Source organism: Sphingopyxis sp. UBA6723, assembly GCF_002454115.1.
GTDB lineage: Bacteria > Pseudomonadota > Alphaproteobacteria > Sphingomonadales > Sphingomonadaceae > Sphingopyxis.
Genome location: NZ_DKIH01000005.1, coordinates 90142 through 104570 on the forward strand (window position 1 = coordinate 90142; position 14429 = coordinate 104570).

21 protein-coding genes are annotated in these 14429 nt (G+C 62.1%); 6 read left to right on the forward strand and 15 right to left on the reverse strand.

What is annotated here, in order from left to right:
* Window positions 1-40: 40 nt before the first annotated feature.
* From B4F07_RS03125 to B4F07_RS03155, 7 genes are all read right to left on the reverse strand, one after another.
* Window positions 41-1126, reverse strand: coding sequence for a response regulator (locus B4F07_RS03125; RefSeq protein ID WP_293704521.1), 1086 nt, complete (start codon window positions 1124-1126; stop codon window positions 41-43).
* A gap of 1 nt (window position 1127) precedes the next feature.
* On the reverse strand, window positions 1128-1574 hold the full coding sequence (locus tag B4F07_RS03130; protein ID WP_293699839.1) for a response regulator: 447 nt from the start codon (window positions 1572-1574) through the stop codon (window positions 1128-1130).
* Window positions 1567-3069 (reverse strand): sensor histidine kinase, encoded by a 1503-nt coding sequence (locus tag B4F07_RS03135; protein ID WP_293699836.1) that lies wholly within the window; start codon window positions 3067-3069, stop codon window positions 1567-1569. Before B4F07_RS03135 ends, B4F07_RS03130 begins: the two co-directional genes overlap by 8 nt.
* A gap of 132 nt (window positions 3070-3201) precedes the next feature.
* Window positions 3202-3567, reverse strand: a complete 366-nt coding sequence (locus B4F07_RS03140; protein ID WP_293699833.1) for a response regulator — start codon at window positions 3565-3567, stop codon at window positions 3202-3204.
* Window positions 3568-4067: 500 nt separating this feature from the next.
* Window positions 4068-4406, reverse strand: coding sequence for a hypothetical protein (locus tag B4F07_RS03145; protein ID WP_293699830.1), 339 nt, complete (start codon window positions 4404-4406; stop codon window positions 4068-4070).
* A 417-nt stretch (window positions 4407-4823) separates the two neighbouring features.
* Entirely contained in the window at window positions 4824-5228 is a 405-nt protein-coding gene (locus tag B4F07_RS03150; protein ID WP_293699827.1) for a PRC-barrel domain containing protein, read from the reverse strand.
* 145 nt (window positions 5229-5373) lie between these two features.
* A complete protein-coding gene (locus B4F07_RS03155) occupies window positions 5374-5547 on the reverse strand; it encodes a DUF1328 domain-containing protein (RefSeq protein WP_293699824.1) in 174 nt (57 codons plus the stop codon).
* Between the two features lie 254 nt (window positions 5548-5801).
* Here B4F07_RS03155 and B4F07_RS03160 point away from each other — a divergent pair, with 254 nt between their 5' ends.
* The gene (locus B4F07_RS03160) at window positions 5802-6413 is read left to right on the forward strand and encodes a flavodoxin family protein (protein WP_293699821.1); all 612 of its coding nucleotides are present in this window, start codon (window positions 5802-5804) and stop codon (window positions 6411-6413) included.
* A 26-nt stretch (window positions 6414-6439) separates the two neighbouring features.
* Here the strand turns inward: B4F07_RS03160 and B4F07_RS03165 are convergent, their stop codons facing one another.
* The 4 genes from B4F07_RS03165 to gntA form a co-directional block, all read right to left on the reverse strand.
* On the reverse strand, window positions 6440-6946 hold the full coding sequence (locus tag B4F07_RS03165) for a lipocalin family protein (RefSeq protein WP_293699818.1): 507 nt from the start codon (window positions 6944-6946) through the stop codon (window positions 6440-6442).
* 274 nt (window positions 6947-7220) lie between these two features.
* Complete coding sequence (locus tag B4F07_RS03170; RefSeq protein WP_293699815.1) at window positions 7221-7430, reverse strand: hypothetical protein; 210 nt, start codon at window positions 7428-7430, stop codon at window positions 7221-7223.
* Between the two features lie 77 nt (window positions 7431-7507).
* Window positions 7508-7771: a DksA/TraR family C4-type zinc finger protein gene (locus B4F07_RS03175; RefSeq protein ID WP_293700001.1), complete on the reverse strand. Its 264-nt coding sequence runs from the start codon at window positions 7769-7771 to the stop codon at window positions 7508-7510.
* Between the two features lie 141 nt (window positions 7772-7912).
* Window positions 7913-8707 (reverse strand): guanitoxin biosynthesis heme-dependent pre-guanitoxin N-hydroxylase GntA, encoded by a 795-nt coding sequence (gene gntA / locus B4F07_RS03180; RefSeq protein WP_414711747.1) that lies wholly within the window; start codon window positions 8705-8707, stop codon window positions 7913-7915.
* Between the two features lie 24 nt (window positions 8708-8731).
* Here gntA and B4F07_RS03185 point away from each other — a divergent pair, with 24 nt between their 5' ends.
* On the forward strand, window positions 8732-9115 hold the full coding sequence (locus B4F07_RS03185) for a hypothetical protein (RefSeq protein ID WP_414711748.1): 384 nt from the start codon (window positions 8732-8734) through the stop codon (window positions 9113-9115).
* A 172-nt stretch (window positions 9116-9287) separates the two neighbouring features.
* On the opposite strand, the gene B4F07_RS03190 is transcribed toward B4F07_RS03185, so the two are convergent.
* Window positions 9288-9692 carry a response regulator gene (locus tag B4F07_RS03190; protein WP_293699806.1) on the reverse strand — a complete coding sequence of 135 codons (405 nt, stop codon included), beginning with the start codon at window positions 9690-9692 and terminating at the stop codon, window positions 9288-9290.
* Complete coding sequence (locus B4F07_RS03195) at window positions 9659-10102, reverse strand: response regulator (protein ID WP_293699804.1); 444 nt, start codon at window positions 10100-10102, stop codon at window positions 9659-9661. Before B4F07_RS03195 ends, B4F07_RS03190 begins: the two co-directional genes overlap by 34 nt.
* Before the next feature lie 312 nt (window positions 10103-10414).
* Between B4F07_RS03195 and B4F07_RS17425 the strand changes: the two genes are divergently transcribed.
* The 4 genes from B4F07_RS17425 to B4F07_RS03215 all read left to right on the forward strand — a co-directional run bounded on the left by B4F07_RS17425 (window position 10415) and on the right by B4F07_RS03215 (window position 13222).
* A complete protein-coding gene (locus B4F07_RS17425; protein WP_349681340.1) occupies window positions 10415-10624 on the forward strand; it encodes a DUF6961 family protein in 210 nt (69 codons plus the stop codon).
* A 201-nt stretch (window positions 10625-10825) separates the two neighbouring features.
* Window positions 10826-11587 (forward strand): histidine phosphatase family protein, encoded by a 762-nt coding sequence (locus B4F07_RS03205; protein WP_293699798.1) that lies wholly within the window; start codon window positions 10826-10828, stop codon window positions 11585-11587.
* The gene (locus tag B4F07_RS03210) at window positions 11580-12461 is read left to right on the forward strand and encodes an NAD(P)H-hydrate dehydratase (protein WP_293699795.1); all 882 of its coding nucleotides are present in this window, start codon (window positions 11580-11582) and stop codon (window positions 12459-12461) included. Before B4F07_RS03205 ends, B4F07_RS03210 begins: the two co-directional genes overlap by 8 nt.
* Window positions 12462-12760: 299 nt before the next feature.
* Window positions 12761-13222 carry a host attachment family protein gene (locus B4F07_RS03215; RefSeq protein WP_293699792.1) on the forward strand — a complete coding sequence of 154 codons (462 nt, stop codon included), beginning with the start codon at window positions 12761-12763 and terminating at the stop codon, window positions 13220-13222.
* Between the two features lie 28 nt (window positions 13223-13250).
* Here the strand turns inward: B4F07_RS03215 and B4F07_RS03220 are convergent, their stop codons facing one another.
* Together B4F07_RS03220 and B4F07_RS03225 are read right to left on the reverse strand one after the other, a co-directional pair.
* Window positions 13251-13730 carry a DUF421 domain-containing protein gene (locus B4F07_RS03220; protein ID WP_349681306.1) on the reverse strand — a complete coding sequence of 160 codons (480 nt, stop codon included), beginning with the start codon at window positions 13728-13730 and terminating at the stop codon, window positions 13251-13253.
* The gene (locus tag B4F07_RS03225; RefSeq protein ID WP_293699786.1) at window positions 13730-14266 is read right to left on the reverse strand and encodes a hypothetical protein; all 537 of its coding nucleotides are present in this window, start codon (window positions 14264-14266) and stop codon (window positions 13730-13732) included. Before B4F07_RS03225 ends, B4F07_RS03220 begins: the two co-directional genes overlap by 1 nt.
* Between the last annotated feature and the right edge of the window lie 163 nt (window positions 14267-14429).

Below are 14429 nucleotides of genomic sequence, written 5' to 3' on the forward strand. Positions count from 1 at the left end.
CATGGCCGGACATTGGGAACAACGCCCTGCGCTGGCAGCATCATGCCCCGTTGGTGCATGCCTGCATGGGGGCGAGGTCGGTGCGTGCCAAAGGCAGTTTCGCAACCGCTCGCGTTCCGGGCGCGTGGCGCTCGGGGTGCATTTTCTCGTAGCGAATGTCCGCATGGTGCGGGCGTGCGAGCGCAGAGATAAGACGGGTTCCCAATCCGGTGCCGCGCACCGCGCCGCCTTGGGGCCAACCCACGCCATCATCCTCGACCGCGAGCTCGAGCGTCATCTCGTGGATCGAAAGCAAGATGCGGACTTCGCCGGTGCTGCCATCATAGGCGTATTTGCAGGCATTGCTGACCCACTCGTTGACGATCATCCCCAGCGCGACGGCCTTGTCCGTCGAGATTTTCAGCCGCGGCGCTTCGGCGCGAACGCTGCGGATAGCGTCGCCCGTTGACCAAGTGGTGGCAAGATCGGCAGCAAGTCCTTCAAGATACTCGTCGATCGCAACATATTCCACATCGTCGCTTGTGTAGAGCCGTCGGTTCACATGCGCGATCGTCGCGATGCGCTGCTGCGTTTGCTGGAGCGCTTCGCGCGCGCCAGCGTCACTGAGCGCGCGCGACTGTAGCGCGATGAACGACATCACCATCTGGAGATTGTTGGCGACGCGGTGGTTCACCTCCTTGAGGAGAGCTTCGAGGCGGGCGTTGCTCACCCTGAGATCGGCCTCTGCCCGCTCGCGGTCATGCCGAAGCTGCGCGCGCTCAAGGACCTGGTCGAAGCTGCTCGCAAGGAGGTTGAAAAAATCCTCGCCCACCGACTTCACGACATAATCGTCGGCCCCCGATTTGAGCGCTGCCACGGCGATGCGGCTTTCCTCCGATCCGGTCACATACACGACCGGCGGGCAGGCAGGCAGCGCGCGCAGCGCCTCGAGCGTCTGGAGCCCGTCCATTCCTGGCATGTAATGATCGACTGCAACGAGGTCGAAATTGTCGCAGGCAACCAGCGCCAGCCCTTCACTGCCACTCGAAGCCAGGCTCACCTCATAACCCTTGCGAGTGAGCCCGCGCGCGACGAGGCGTCGGATCCCTTCGTCATCGTCGATGTATAATATGCGCACTGGCGCCACGTCAGATCGGGTCCGGATCGGGAACCTGGATCACCGAGAGGAACAGCCCGAGCTGACGGATCGCATCCGCGAAGCTCTCATAATTTACCGGCTTGGTGATATAGACATTGCAGCCGAGGTCGTAACAGCGCTGGATTTCGACCTTGTCGTCGGTGGTCGTCAGCACCACGACCGGAGTGCGTCGCAGCGCGCTGTCGTCGGCTTTGATCTTGGCGAGAATGTCGGTGCCGCTCATGTCGGGCAAGTTGAGGTCGAGAAGGATCAGCGCCGGTCCGTTGCGGACCGGACCCTCGTCGGCATCGTAGAGAAAGGCGAGCGCGCTGCCGCCATCGGTAAAGTGATGGATCGTGTTCGAAATCCCGGCGCGCCGGATATTTTTTTCGATCAGGCGCGCATGACCCTCGTCATCCTCGATCATCACAATATTGACCGGTTGGTGTTCAGTCATCGCCATTACCGCCTTGCCATTCGCTCGGCAGGATCAGTCGAAAGGTCGATCCTTCCCCCAATGCCGATGCCACTTCAATGAATCCGCCGAGGCGATAAGCGAGCGCCCGCGCATGCGCAAGGCCGATGCCTTCGCCGGGTTGATCCTGCGCCCCCGAGCGCCGAAACAGATCGAATATCCGCTCATGATCCCGGGGGTCGATCCCACGGCCATTGTCGCTGACCTCGACGATGACGCGGCCATATTCGGTGCGGCCGGTAACCCCGATTTGACCCGCCACGCCCGGCTTCAGATATTTCAACGCATTTTCGATCAGGTTCGACAGAATCTGTTCGACCGCGACGCGGTCGTTGATGACCGGGGGGAGGGGCTCGATGGTGAGCGTGGTACCGGTTTCCTCGACACGGTGATGCAGGCTGTCGCTGATCCCGCCTGCGATCGCGGTGAGATCGAGGGGTTCGGGGGCGAGTGTGCGGCGGCCCTGCCGCGACAATTGCAGGATCGCATTGATCAGCCGATCCATTTTCTGCGTCGAGCTGCGGATGAAACCGATCGCCTCGGGCAGATCCTCATCGATCGCGAGGCGGGTGCCGCTGTCGGGCGCGGCCCAGCCCTCGGCGTCGCTCCGCTCGATATAACCTGCAATCGCTTTGCGCGCCGCTTCAAGCTCGGCCGTGAATCCCATGACATTGACGAGGGGGGATCGCAGGTCGTGCGAGACGATGTAGGCAAACCGCTGGATCTCGCTGTTCGCGCGCTGGAGTTCGGCGGTGCGGGCATCGACAAGCTGTTCGAGACCCGCGTTCAGATTGTTAAGCTCTTCCCGCGAATCCCGCAAATCGGCCAGATTGCGACGCACGAGGAAGAGCGTCGCGGCGGCGACGATCAGGATCAATAGGCCGGTGCCGGCGAGCGTGGCGGTAAAGAGAAACTGCGTCTGCTGCTGTCGCGCCTCCCGGCTCCGCAGCAGGCGCAGTTCTTCGTCCAACATTGTGTCGACGACGCGGCGCGCCTCGCGAACGTACCCGACGCCGGTATCGCTCATGAAATTCGCGATCATTTCCTGCCGCGCCGCGCCGGTAAGCTGCACCGAACGGCGGTGATAGATGCCGTAGGCATCGAGCAAAGCGCGCAATCTCGCCGTGCGCTGCTGCTGCCGCGGATTGTCGCGGGTGAGATCCATCAAAGCCGCCAGGTTCTTGCGCGCGCCGACCTCAGCCTCGCCCATGATCGTCGCAAAGGCGGGATTGCCGGTCAAAAGCAGGCCGCGGCGCGCGGTTTCCAGCCGCTCGTTGGAACTTGCAAACCCCCCGAGGCGCACCTCGACCGCGAGCGTATGCGATACGAGCGCGGCGCTCGCTTCATTGTCGCGCTGAGCCCAGAACACCGCCGCCGCCGCGACGAGAAGTGCCGCAAAGCCGACACCAAGGAGGACGATGATGGCACGATTGGCGCGCGCGTCGCGCCCCAAAGGTGCTGGCTTGCCCAGTTTCATACGGAACCCATATCCCGATCACTCGACGCCAGTTGGCGGCGCGGCCACCGTCATAGGGAAGAGCGTATTTCTGGCAAGCACCAAGCCCGCGGCGCTCCGGAGTGCGCCCCGCTGCGCGGCGCCAGCAACTCGTCAGGCCAAGCTACTGAGACAAGCGATCAATTCTTGCGGGCGATAGGGTTTGGGAAGAAACAGGCTCCCGATCGGCAAGACGATATCGCTTGCGGGTATGCGGCCCGATGTGACGATGATTGCGACGGGCGGCCAGCGCTCGCGAACGCAGGCCGCCAATTTTACCCCGTCCATCGATCCGGGCATCTCGATGTCGGTAAAAATGATCCGAATGTCTGGGCACATCTCGAGCAGCGCCATGGCTTCGTCGGCATTGCCAGCTTGGAGCGCATGATAGCCTGCGGATTCGATCGTATCGGCCGTTGATAGCAGTACGAGCGGATCGTCTTCGACGACGAGGACGACAACGGGCAAATTATTGGGCACTCTTGCTCTCCTCGCGTCCGAATTCGCGCCAGCGGTCGGCGCTTCAAGGTCGGTCAGCAATATGCCGATGGCCCATATGAGCTTAACGCCCCCGCGCTCGATTAGTCCCATCTCGATTCAGCGACTTGAAGATAGTCTGTGGAACGGCACAGCGGCGCGCGGATCACCGGCGACGTCGACCGCGCCGAGCGGACCGATGACGCGCGCGGCGACATGGCGCTTTGCCGAAGGCAAGTTCACGGACCAAATGCCAAAGGCCGACGCAGAGAAACGCATACCGGAAATGCCCCAGCGTTTGTCACTGCGGCGCTTTGCTGGGCTATCTCGGCGGGTCGCGAACGCGGGTGCAGGGCGCTCTTGTTTCCGATCGGTAAAGCCTGTTCGGCTTCGTAGATTTTATCCCGGTGCGGCTCGCGCCATTCGGCACTGCTTTGCGCGCGGGCGCTTTGATCGCGGGCGAGTTCTCCGCCACGATCGCAAAATGTCGTCGCTGGCCGCCTTCACGGCTGGCCTTTGAACCAGGGCGCATAAGGTGTGCTGCTCGCCATCTGCCGATTATAGTCGGGCGCGCCGTCGTCCCACCAGACCGGTCCTCGTTCGCCAAGGGCGCGCTTTGTCTTATCAACCGTCGCTCTCGCGTTGCGCTCGGCCAGCGTATCGCCCGTCATCTTCGCCGCACCGACAGCGCGGCGAGCGTTCATCAGAGCGCCGACCAGGCGCGCTCGCTCCCCCTCGCTTAAATTCGGGTCCGACATGCGCCAAAGCCTGCCGCGCACGACAAAATATCGCCCGTCGGGCGTAACGGGATGGTGGATCGAAGCGGAACTGGCGTCGGTCATTGTCGGTGACTTTCCACGGTCGTTGCGGAGTATCGCGACATCCTGCTGCGGTCTCCAAGGGAGCGACAGGAACTGGGTGCTTCCACTAGCTTTGCGCAACCGCCGCATCTTAACTGTTGTGCATATTCGGTTCCGCTAAAACGGCATCTGACACGCCGGCTCGAACGTCGTTTAACGCGCTCGCCGAGACCACTCTTTATGAGCGAACCGCACGGCCGTGCCGCTCCCAGACATCGTCGGTTTCCGCTCATTCGGGAGTCATGCAGCGTCATTTATCGGGGCTGCGGCGGGCCGCGTGCCGCCGTTGTGCGCGCGTCGATACTGAAGACAGCTCTATAATCCTCTCACCGCCGTCAGTGGATCCAATCATCGACAGCGGTCCCCCTGGCGTGATTCCGCTGGCGGCTGGGGATCGCATTACGGCGTGGGAAGTTTCACCTCGGGAAGCGCTGCCAGATCAGCCTTGGTCATCGTGGTTGCCAGATCCGTATCGTCGCCAGCTACGCGGGTTTTCAATCCCGTAATCGGCACATGGACGTAGCGGTCGGGATTGCTGTCTTCGATTTCAACGAGCAGGCGATCGACCTTGCCGTCGGGCCCGCGCAGGATCTGCGCAACGTCGCCGAGCTCCATGCCCTTCGCATCGAGGAGTTCGGCGTCGAGAAGCTGGGCCTCACTCAGCCCCAGTGCGGCGGGGAGCGGTCCCGCCACCCTCGCGCTGGTTTCGGCCGCCTTCTCGAGACGGTCTTCGGCAGCCTCATTCTTATCGGCGCAGGCCGACAAGCAGGCGGTCGACAGGGCAATGACGAGAAGTGAGCGCATGTGATTTCTTTCCAAGCAATTCTCGGCGACGCTTTTGGTCTCGCCGGGGGGCTGCCAGAGCTCGACTATGAACCCCGAAAAGGTGTCGGCGCTGCCGACACCGAAGCGGTTGCGCGAGCAATGACGGGCTCGCGAGCCAGTAACGTCAGGGTAAAGTTCGCCGCCCGCCGCGACCGAACACAAAGCCGACCACGACCAGAACGACCGCAATGACAAGCAAAATCTTCGCAAAGTCAGCAGAGAGGCCGGCGACGCCGCCGAAGCCGAGCAGCGCCGCCACGAGCGCGATCACTGCGAATATGATGGCCCATTTGAACATATTGTCATCCCTTCAAAGACACGATCCCGCCGCTCCCGCGCGAAGGCGCCAGAGCCGTGGAAATCACCGCCAAATCATCTTGCATGGATAGAGCGATAACGCCGGTCACTGGCAAAAAGTTCCAGGGCATGCCGGGTCGCGCCGCCCTGTTGCCGCGCGCGATGCGTGGCACTCGATCAACCGCCCGGGAACATCGACGGCAGCGAGGCATTCATCTTGCGCCAGGAAAACAATGATCAGAGAAAGGGCCGCCGATGTCATCGCGCTTGACCGCTGCCGCCATCAATTGTTCTTTATCCGCCAAGGGCCGCGCATCCTCCACCGACGCGATGCTGGACGTGCTTGCAGAGCATTTCCAGGCCCACGACGTCGAGGTCGCCGCACCGATCCGTATCGCTGCCCATCAGGTAAAATGGGGCGTCTCCTCCAATGAAGGCGCGGGCGACGACTGGCCGGCGATCCGTGAGCAGATACTTGCGGCCGACATCCTGATCTTTGGCACGCCAATCTGGATGGGACAGCCATCAAGCGTAGCCAAGCTTGTGCTCGAGCGGATGGACGCATTTCTCGACGAAACCGATGCAGCAGGGCGCATGCCGAGCTATTCTAAAGTTGCCGTCGCCGCGATCGTCGGCAATGAGGATGGCGCGCATCATGTTTCGTCGCAGATTTTCCAGGCGCTGAACGATGTTGGATGGACGATTCCCGCGGTAGCAGCGTGCTACTGGGTCGGCGAGGCGATGCGTGCCATTGATTTCAAAGATCTCGAGCATCGACCGCGCTCGGTCACCCGGACAGCCGGCATGGTGGCAGCCAACGCGTCGCATCTCGCGCGTTTGTTGCGCCAGTCTCCCTATCCCGGCTGATCGCGTGCGATTATGCGGACGTGCGATCAGTCCGCGAAGACGGCATCCGCAACCATATGTCCCGATTGCCGCAGGGTGATGAGGGGGTCAAGATTGAAGCCCTGCGATTTTGCGAGGGCGAGATAATTGTCAGCGACGTCGCTCGGCAAGGCTGCCGTGCGGGAAATCAGCCACAAATGCTTGCGGTCGGGGGTCCCGACCAGCGCTATCGAATAATCGGGTGCGATCGCGAGCACCCAATAGTCGCCCGCGGTAAACGGAATCCATCGCAGATAGGCCGGAAGAAAGCTGACCTTGAGTTTGGCATTGTTTTCTTCTTGCGGAACGGCGACGCCGATCGAACGCTCGGGGGTGCCATGCTTGTCGAGGCAGCGATTTTCGACCCTGATCCCGCCGTCTCCCGCCTTGCTGTACGTCGCGGTGATAGCGCTCGCTTCCGCATCTTCCCATTTCAGCGGCAGGCGGCAAATTTCGAACCATGTGCCAAGGTAGCGGTCGAGGTCGATGCCGGGGACCGCTGCGACATCTTTCATTTGATTATTCCTGAAGTTTCCGTCCGAAAGGAAAACCGAGCGGGGGGCGACTTGTTCCATGCGCAATCGCTTGATGTTGACTGTGGCCGACGCAGCGAAGATGCGTATGCCGGTCGAGAAACAGTTCGCGCTGCGACCGACCTTTGGAGCCGGTTATTGCCGATGATGCCCTGGCGCCGCCGCGGCGATTTTTGGATTCCGATATGTGCTGGCCAGAACACGGCGTCCTGGCCGTTATAACCCGCCCATGGCGCGCTCAAAGCGACGAGAGCACTTAATCCTGCTGGTCGGAAGCATCCGGCTTGGCAAGCGGCGCGAGGCGGTCAATAGCGGCCGCACGCTCGGCGGCAGTTTCGGCGGGCATCGCCATCGCATGCTCGCGCGTCATGCCCGGCGTCGGCGCCAGCGTTCCTGCCTCGAGATCGGCCATGAGTCGGCGCACGAAGATCAGTTCGAGTTCCGTGTGGGTCAGAAAGGTGTCCAAGAGGCTCATTGCCTTACGGCAACGCTCTGGCGCACAACTTGTTCAACAGAATTTGCCGCGATTGCCCCCCGGGACGTTCACCGCAACTGGCTGTCCTTGCTGCCGCGCCGATTGAAGCCCGCCGACCGCACAGCCGCGTCGCGGTGCGATTGGCAGCGGACGCACGTGCGGGTTCCTGGCAGCGCGGTTTGCCGCGCTTGCGGGATGTGTTCGCCGCAATCCTCGCACCAAGCGGTGCCGTCGCCGGACGGCAGCCTGGCACGCGCCGCCTGGACCGCGTCGGACACGGTGTCGTCGATTTGTTCCTGCACGGCGCCGTCGCGCGCCCAACCATTGGCCATCATGCGATCCTCCCGCCACCAACGCGCCTTGATCCCAAAAGCTCCCGCGCGTTTTGCGCTATGGCGTTGGACGCGGGCGCCATTGAAGACTTGCGTCGGCAGCTCCAAGGTCTTGGCGCCTTTGCTTGGCAGCGCCGCGACCTAGCTGCCGGGTCCCGCCAGCGGGTTGCTGGATATTTCGGGCTCGCCGCGGCCCGCGAAGGGACAAACCCAATCGGCATCCACCGCCCGGCCCGAATATTGCCGGGCTTCGGAGATCGTCCCGTGGCGCGCGAGCATCGGATTGGCATGGCCAGCCAGTTCAATGTCGCGCGCAATGATTGTCCTGCGCAGTTTGTCATAGACGCCGCCGGTACGAAGCTGCTCAAACTGATCGTGCAAATTGAAGATCAAGGCAGGTCGTTCGAAACGCCGCGCCGGACGGCTCGCACGCGGATGGAGGCCGACCACGAAGAAGGCTTCGCCGCCGAAGCTCAGCGAAAAATGGGGGTCGGTTGGATCGGCGCTGACGCGTGGATCGGCGGGCTGGCCATGCCACGCGTCTTTATGCGTGAGCGACTCCAGCCGCTCCCACAGGCAGCGCTCGAATTCTGTTTCGTTGAGGCCGCTATCGTCTTCAAATATCACGGCAAGCGACTGGAAAAGGGCCGGCTCACTGGCATAGCTCCAGGCCAGGTCGAGCAGGTTGGGATAGATGCGCAGATCGTCCCACGCCGATCGCATATCGCGGCCGACCACGATCCGCATCTGGCCTTTTGCCAGCGCGGACTTGGCGCCAACGCAGGGAAAGGCCGGGTCGCGCACAAACGCTTCGAAGCGGCGTGCGAGAGGATGTTTGCTGTCGTCGGTCGGTTGAAGCATGCACGGAAAAACCGTCATGCCGCTGGCGAGTTGCAGACGATTAACATGGGTTGCCATGAATTTTGGCGGGCGCATTATTGGTCGAAAGAGCGGCGATCAGTGGCGGCTATCGGCACAGGCCATGCGCAAGCGCAGCTGCTGCTGACGGCAAGGCAAAAAGGCGTGGAAGGCGCTGCCGCGTCGCGGCGTGCATCCTTTTCAGTTGGATCTGCCAGTCATCCCGCGGCTTTGCGCCCAGCCATAAAGATCTGCAATCATACCGCGCTCGGCTTCCTGTTGCAGAAAGACGACGACGGCTGTCTCGGCGTCGTGGTCGATGAAGCGCATCGTGGCATAGCTTGCGCCATCGCGCTCGGTATCGCCACCTTCGATTTCGTCAGGCCAAATTTCGATTGTCCGCACTGGCCATTCCTTTCCAAGCCACTGTCAGCGAATGGTTCGAAAATGCCGAAACTTGATTTTGGTTGCAGAAGAGCTGGGTGATTTTAACCGAGATCATTCGCTTTGCCGGTCGTGCTAATTGCACAGCCTGATCGAAAGAGCCCCCCCTCCCGGCACTGCAACGCCAAAGGGGACGGCCCCTCGGCCGCTGGCAGTCGTGTCAGGGTCGTGGCGGCGGCGCGGACCCGCCCGCGTCCATTTCGATCGCGCCCCATCAGGGTGCTTGCCGTTTGACCGCCGCTAACAGGCGTTTGATGTGCGCTACGACCTTTTCCGGCTCATAGGGACGCCGCAGATGCGGCCCGTCGTCGCAAAGTTGGCTGGCTGCTTTGGCGGCAGCGTCGACGCTACCGGCAAGAACGGTCGTGATCGCGGGAAATTCTTCGCGAAGCCGAATGCGGAGCTCGAACGCATTGATCGAACCTGCGAGTTCGGCGTCGGCAAGCACGGCATCGGCGCTGGCGGTGCCGCGCCGCAGCGCGGTCAGCACTTCGTCTGAATTTGCTGCTTCGATCACCTTGTAGCCGCAGTGGCGTAGATATTCCGCCAGCGCATTGCGGATCAGGACGTCACCGTCCGCGACGATCAGGCACTGCGCGTCTGCGTGTCGGTTTTCCATGCGGTTCCCATCAACTTGGTCACTTCCTTGACCAGCGCATCCGCCAGATAAGGCTTTGCAAGAAATATGTCTGCGGGTGCCGCTTCACTCGACATCAGGTGGCCCGAACAGACAATCACCGGACGCGCGGGCGCGAGTGCCTTGGACCGCCGCGTGAGTTCCATCCCGTCGATCCCGCCGGGCATGCGCACGTCGGTAATCATAAGATCGACCGGCTGTCCGGACAGCAAAACGGCGAGACCCTCTTCACCGTCGGTTGCCTCGAGGACGGCATAACCTTCGTCTCGCAAGGACTCGCTGATCAGGAAGCGAATGAGAAACTCGTCTTCGACCAGAAGTATGTTGCGTTCGCCCACCATTTGGTCCTTGTTCTGAGCGTCGGCCGACCAGCCAGCGCGCGACGGCTTCATCAGCTTCCCGATTCATTTCAATACGCTAGCCCGAAGCCGATCGTTCCGAAAGGGCGTGGCGAAGCTATCTTTGTTTCGAAAATCGACATTGCCGCAGACGGTGCATATTGCATGCCGATGCGGAGCCTAAGCGCGTTGCTTTCTGCGATCAGCCGCACTTTGCGTAGTGAAGTCACTTCAAATGGATGCCGGACAGGTCGTGGCCTCAGGCTGCAATGACGACAGAAACATGCTAAATATGTCGCCGGCATCGCCGAATCACAGGGGTCGCTCCACGTGAGATCATTTTCTGAAAAAGACATCTGGGCCGAGGTGCGCGCGGCCGAGCGCCAACACGGCGATCGGGCGGAAGCCGAACTCGCTCGTCGGATCCACGAACTGACGGCGGCGGAGCAGTTCGATGAAGCGTCTTTCTGGTCCGCCGTTGCGGCGCGCCTGAAACAACTTCACGATATCAAATTGCCGGGGCCATCGGTGCTGCCGAAGCTGCTGAACGAAATCGACAGCGGCAAAACGTCCTGATCGGTTCAGTCCGAACCGGGTAACCGCCGCTCGCCGACTTGCGCCCGGGCTGGTAACGACAATTCGCTCCCAGTGACCTGCGCGCAAGCGCTGACTTAGAAGATGCCGGGAGTTGCTTTTCCGCCGAATAACCGGTCCGGCAATGCCATTCGCAACCCGCCGGACCCTGCTGCGTTGGATGGTCATGCGAGAAACAATCTCATGACGCCGCGCTGGCCGTCTTCCCTTTGGGTCGTGCGCCACGGGCAGAGCGCGGGTAATGTCGCGCGTGATGCTGCCGATGCCGCCGGCGCCGAGCGCATCGAACTGGACCACCGCGATGTCGACGTGCCGCTGTCGCGGCTTGGGAAGGAGCAATCGCGCGCCCTCGGAGAATGGTTTGCTGCCGGCAAGGAAGATGGGCGGCCCGAGATCCTGCTTGCCTCGCCTTATGTCCGCGCGGTGCAAACGGCCGAGATCTTTCGTCATGCCGGGGGATGCGCGTCGGATGTCGCAATCTGCATCGACGAGCGGCTCCGCGAAAAGGAATTCGGTATTCTCGATGGTCTGACCCGGTTCGGAATCGAGGCAGCCCATCCCGACCAGGCCGAGTATCGCAGCCTGCTCGGTAAATTCTATCACCGCCCACCGGGGGGCGAGAGCTGGTGCGATGTCATTTTGCGGCTGCGCTCGCTCCTCGACACGGTGTCGCTGCACTATGGCGGACGCCGGGTAATGATCGTGGCGCACCAGGTGGTCGTGCTTTGCCTGCGGACCATTATTGAAAATCTTGGAGAAGCCGAGATTCTCGCGATCGACAAGGAGGGCGATGTCGCCAACTGCGCGATTACCGAATATCGCTTTCATCCTCAGCCCGGTGGCGATGGTCACCTCGCGCTCGCCCGCTATAATGTGACGGCGCCGATGCAGGATGAAGTTCCGGTGACGCGCGAACCCGATGCGATGGTTGCCGCGCGTGGCTGACCCGATCGCGCTCGATACCGCCTGGCTCAAGGCGCACCCGCTCCCCGACCACCATGATAATATCGACAAGAACGGCCGCGGGCGGGTGCTGGTTATTGGCGGCTGCCGCAGGGTACCCGGCGGCATGCTGCTCACCGCCGAGGCGGCATTCCGCGCCGGTGCCGGCAAGGTAACGATCGCGACGATCGCATCGGCGGCGATCGCTGTCGGCGTTGCCTGTCCGGCCTGCGCTATCGTTGCGCTGCCCGAAACCGCCACCGGCGAAATCGCGCCCGAAAGCGCCGATTTGCTGCTTGCGGAAATTGCCGGCCATGATGCCATCGTATTTGGTCCGGCGATGATCGACGAAGATATCGTTTGCCAGCTGCTTGCCGCGCTTTTGCCCGCGCTGCCTGACGATATGTTCCTGCTTCTCGACGCCGCCGCACTGCGTGCAGCAAGCGAACATGCCGAATTTATCTCGGCTCGCAGCGCGCATACCGTGCTGACCCCGCATGCGGGCGAACTCGCGGCCATGCTCGGCGTGGACACGGACAGTGTGACCCGCGATCCGCTCGGCGCGCTTGTCCAAGCCGCCGAACGCTATGGCGCCGCGGTCATGGTCAAGGGTGCGACGAGCCATGTGCTGGGGGAGGGGACCTGCCTTGCCTATGCCGGCGGCGGGCTGGGTCTCGCGGTGAGCGGCTCGGGCGACGTGCTCGCCGGTCTGATCGCAGGTCTCGGTGCGCAGGGACTTTCTCCGCTCCGTGCTGCCGCCTGGGGCATCTGGCTTCACGGGGAAGCGGGACGCCGCTTGTCCGAGACGATGGGGCCAATCGGCTACCTGCCGCGCGAACTCGCAGCGCTCGCGCCCGGGCTCATGCGCGGGGTTTAACAGCGCCGCACGCGACAGACTTCCGCATGACTGTGAGGGTCATGGGACCTGTTGCCGTCCGCAACTTGTCGGATCAAATAAAATGCGCGTGGTGCTGCCGCATTCACGGGCAGGCGGCACAAATCGATGACCCATTGGAAAGGCGCTCGCGCGTTGGAGCGCGCGTTTCCAGGGACTTCCCGTCTGCACCGCATTGCGCGGCTGGCGCTGCCGCACGGGCGAAGTCGTCCCGGCCAAAAAGCAATTACGGAAACTTCAGCGAGGCCCGGTGCGTTGCTTTGAACGGAAGGAGCTGGATAATGAATCTCCCGCACGACACCCTTGTCCTGGTCGCCGATGGCCGCAAAGCGCTATTCCTGCGCAACCAGGGAAATGGGCAGCATATCGATTTGCGCACCGCATCGCACGAGGAGCGCGAAGACCGAAAAAACAGCGACATTAAAACTGCCCCTTCGGGTCAGTCGCCGGCACCCGGTGGCACCGGACTGTCTGGCGGGACGATGGGCGAGCCGGACTTCCATCAACAGGAAGAAGACCGTTTTGCTCAGGACCTTGCGAAACGGATCAATTCCATGGCGTTGGCCGGAAGTTTTGATGCGCTCGTGGTTGTGGCGCCGGCCAGAACGATGGGAGAGTTGCGCCCGCTCTGGCATAAGGAGGTGACGCGGCGAATTCTCGGCGAACATGTCAAGGAGATGACCGACCGTCCCTTGGCGGACATCGAAGCATTGCTGGTTGGCGAAGGCGTGCCGCCGCACTGACCGCCGATCCGGGCGCCGGCGTCGCGGTTCACAGCGCGTCTTCGTCATCCTGCTGCGGTGTCGGTGCGCTGCCGCGAGCGATGAAGCTGATCTTGCCCTGCGGTTCGAGGATCGCCCATTCGACGTCGGCCAGACGGGCGATGCCGGCGAGGCGCATTTCGGACAAAATTTCGTCCCGCGTGAGTCGGTCGCGGCGAAGGTTCGCCTCGATGATCGTTCCATGTCTGACGACCACGCGGGGCTCACCGTCCAGCATGTTTTTCAGCTTCGGAAAGAGATATGTCAGCCAGCTCAGCGTCAGCGCCCAAAAGGCAAAGGTGCCGATCGCGAGCATTCCGCCCGTGAGGCTGAAGTCGTTGTGCGTCACCCCTTGTTGAATCAAGTCGCCCATCACCACAAGCAGGACAAGCTCGAACGGCGTCATTTGGCCAAGTTCGCGCTTTCCCAAGAGGCGGATCAGCACATAGAGAAGCACGAACATCGCGGTCGCGCGCAGCACGATATCCATCAGGGGTGAACCTTGATCCGGAAATGCCGCCGCCCGATCAGCCGTTCGCCGTCATAGAGCGTAATGTAGCCCGCATTGCCGCCAAAAAGCGGCGGATTGATTTGCCCATCGATCTTGACCCGCAGGGTTTCACCTTCCGCGAGCGGCCCGTAGGCAAACCGATATTCGCCCTCCTTGAAGGTCTCCTCGGTCGCTGCGGGAATCATCGTATTGATCGTAATGTCGCGCCAAAGACCGGTTTCGATCGCCAGGGTTGCATCTGCGATCGCCATATTGGCGCGAATGTCGATCGACGTTTCCAGGAATTCGCCGTTGCGGATGACTGTGGGAATCTGCACACCCATTGTTGCGGCTCCGAAGTCTGCCTCGATGCGGGAGCTTGGCTGTCCGCCAAACACGCCTGCCACCGCCGCGACAAGCAGGCCGCCGAAAACGATAAACGAGACGGGGCTCGCGTGTCGGTCCCAAAAGCGCGACCGTTCAAGGGGCTCGTCTATGCCATCTGGCGCGCTGGGCGTTGCAGCAGAACTGTCCATGGCGATACAACGCCGCTATCCTCTTGTCGTTGCTGCCGCGCAATGAAGGCCATAATGCGCCCAGCAGCGAGAGGATTGTTTGCGCATGGACAGCTGCATGCAAGCGGTGGTCGGGCTCGCCGTCATTGCGGGACCATAGGCCGACGCAGGGAGGCAAGCAGAC

Coding starts and splice junctions, on each gene's coding strand:
- B4F07_RS03130 (WP_293699839.1), bottom strand. CDS start 1,574: ATGACTGAACACCAACCGGTCAATATTGTGATGATCGAGGATGACGAG.
- B4F07_RS03220 (WP_349681306.1), bottom strand. CDS start 13,730: ATGGATATCGTGCTGCGCGCGACCGCGATGTTCGTGCTTCTCTATGTG.
- B4F07_RS03175 (WP_293700001.1), bottom strand. CDS start 7,771: ATGGCCAATGGTTGGGCGCGCGACGGCGCCGTGCAGGAACAAATCGAC.
- B4F07_RS03160 (WP_293699821.1), top strand. CDS start 5,802: ATGTCATCGCGCTTGACCGCTGCCGCCATCAATTGTTCTTTATCCGCC.
- B4F07_RS03145 (WP_293699830.1), bottom strand. CDS start 4,406: ATGACCGACGCCAGTTCCGCTTCGATCCACCATCCCGTTACGCCCGAC.
- B4F07_RS03195 (WP_293699804.1), bottom strand. CDS start 10,102: ATGAAGCCGTCGCGCGCTGGCTGGTCGGCCGACGCTCAGAACAAGGAC.
- B4F07_RS03150 (WP_293699827.1), bottom strand. CDS start 5,228: ATGCGCTCACTTCTCGTCATTGCCCTGTCGACCGCCTGCTTGTCGGCC.
- B4F07_RS03190 (WP_293699806.1), bottom strand. CDS start 9,692: ATGGAAAACCGACACGCAGACGCGCAGTGCCTGATCGTCGCGGACGGT.
- B4F07_RS03155 (WP_293699824.1), bottom strand. CDS start 5,547: ATGTTCAAATGGGCCATCATATTCGCAGTGATCGCGCTCGTGGCGGCG.
- B4F07_RS03205 (WP_293699798.1), top strand. CDS start 10,826: ATGACGCCGCGCTGGCCGTCTTCCCTTTGGGTCGTGCGCCACGGGCAG.
- gntA (WP_414711747.1), bottom strand. CDS start 8,707: ATGCGCCCGCCAAAATTCATGGCAACCCATGTTAATCGTCTGCAACTC.
- B4F07_RS03215 (WP_293699792.1), top strand. CDS start 12,761: ATGAATCTCCCGCACGACACCCTTGTCCTGGTCGCCGATGGCCGCAAA.
- B4F07_RS03135 (WP_293699836.1), bottom strand. CDS start 3,069: ATGAAACTGGGCAAGCCAGCACCTTTGGGGCGCGACGCGCGCGCCAAT.
- B4F07_RS03225 (WP_293699786.1), bottom strand. CDS start 14,266: ATGGACAGTTCTGCTGCAACGCCCAGCGCGCCAGATGGCATAGACGAG.
- B4F07_RS03165 (WP_293699818.1), bottom strand. CDS start 6,946: ATGAAAGATGTCGCAGCGGTCCCCGGCATCGACCTCGACCGCTACCTT.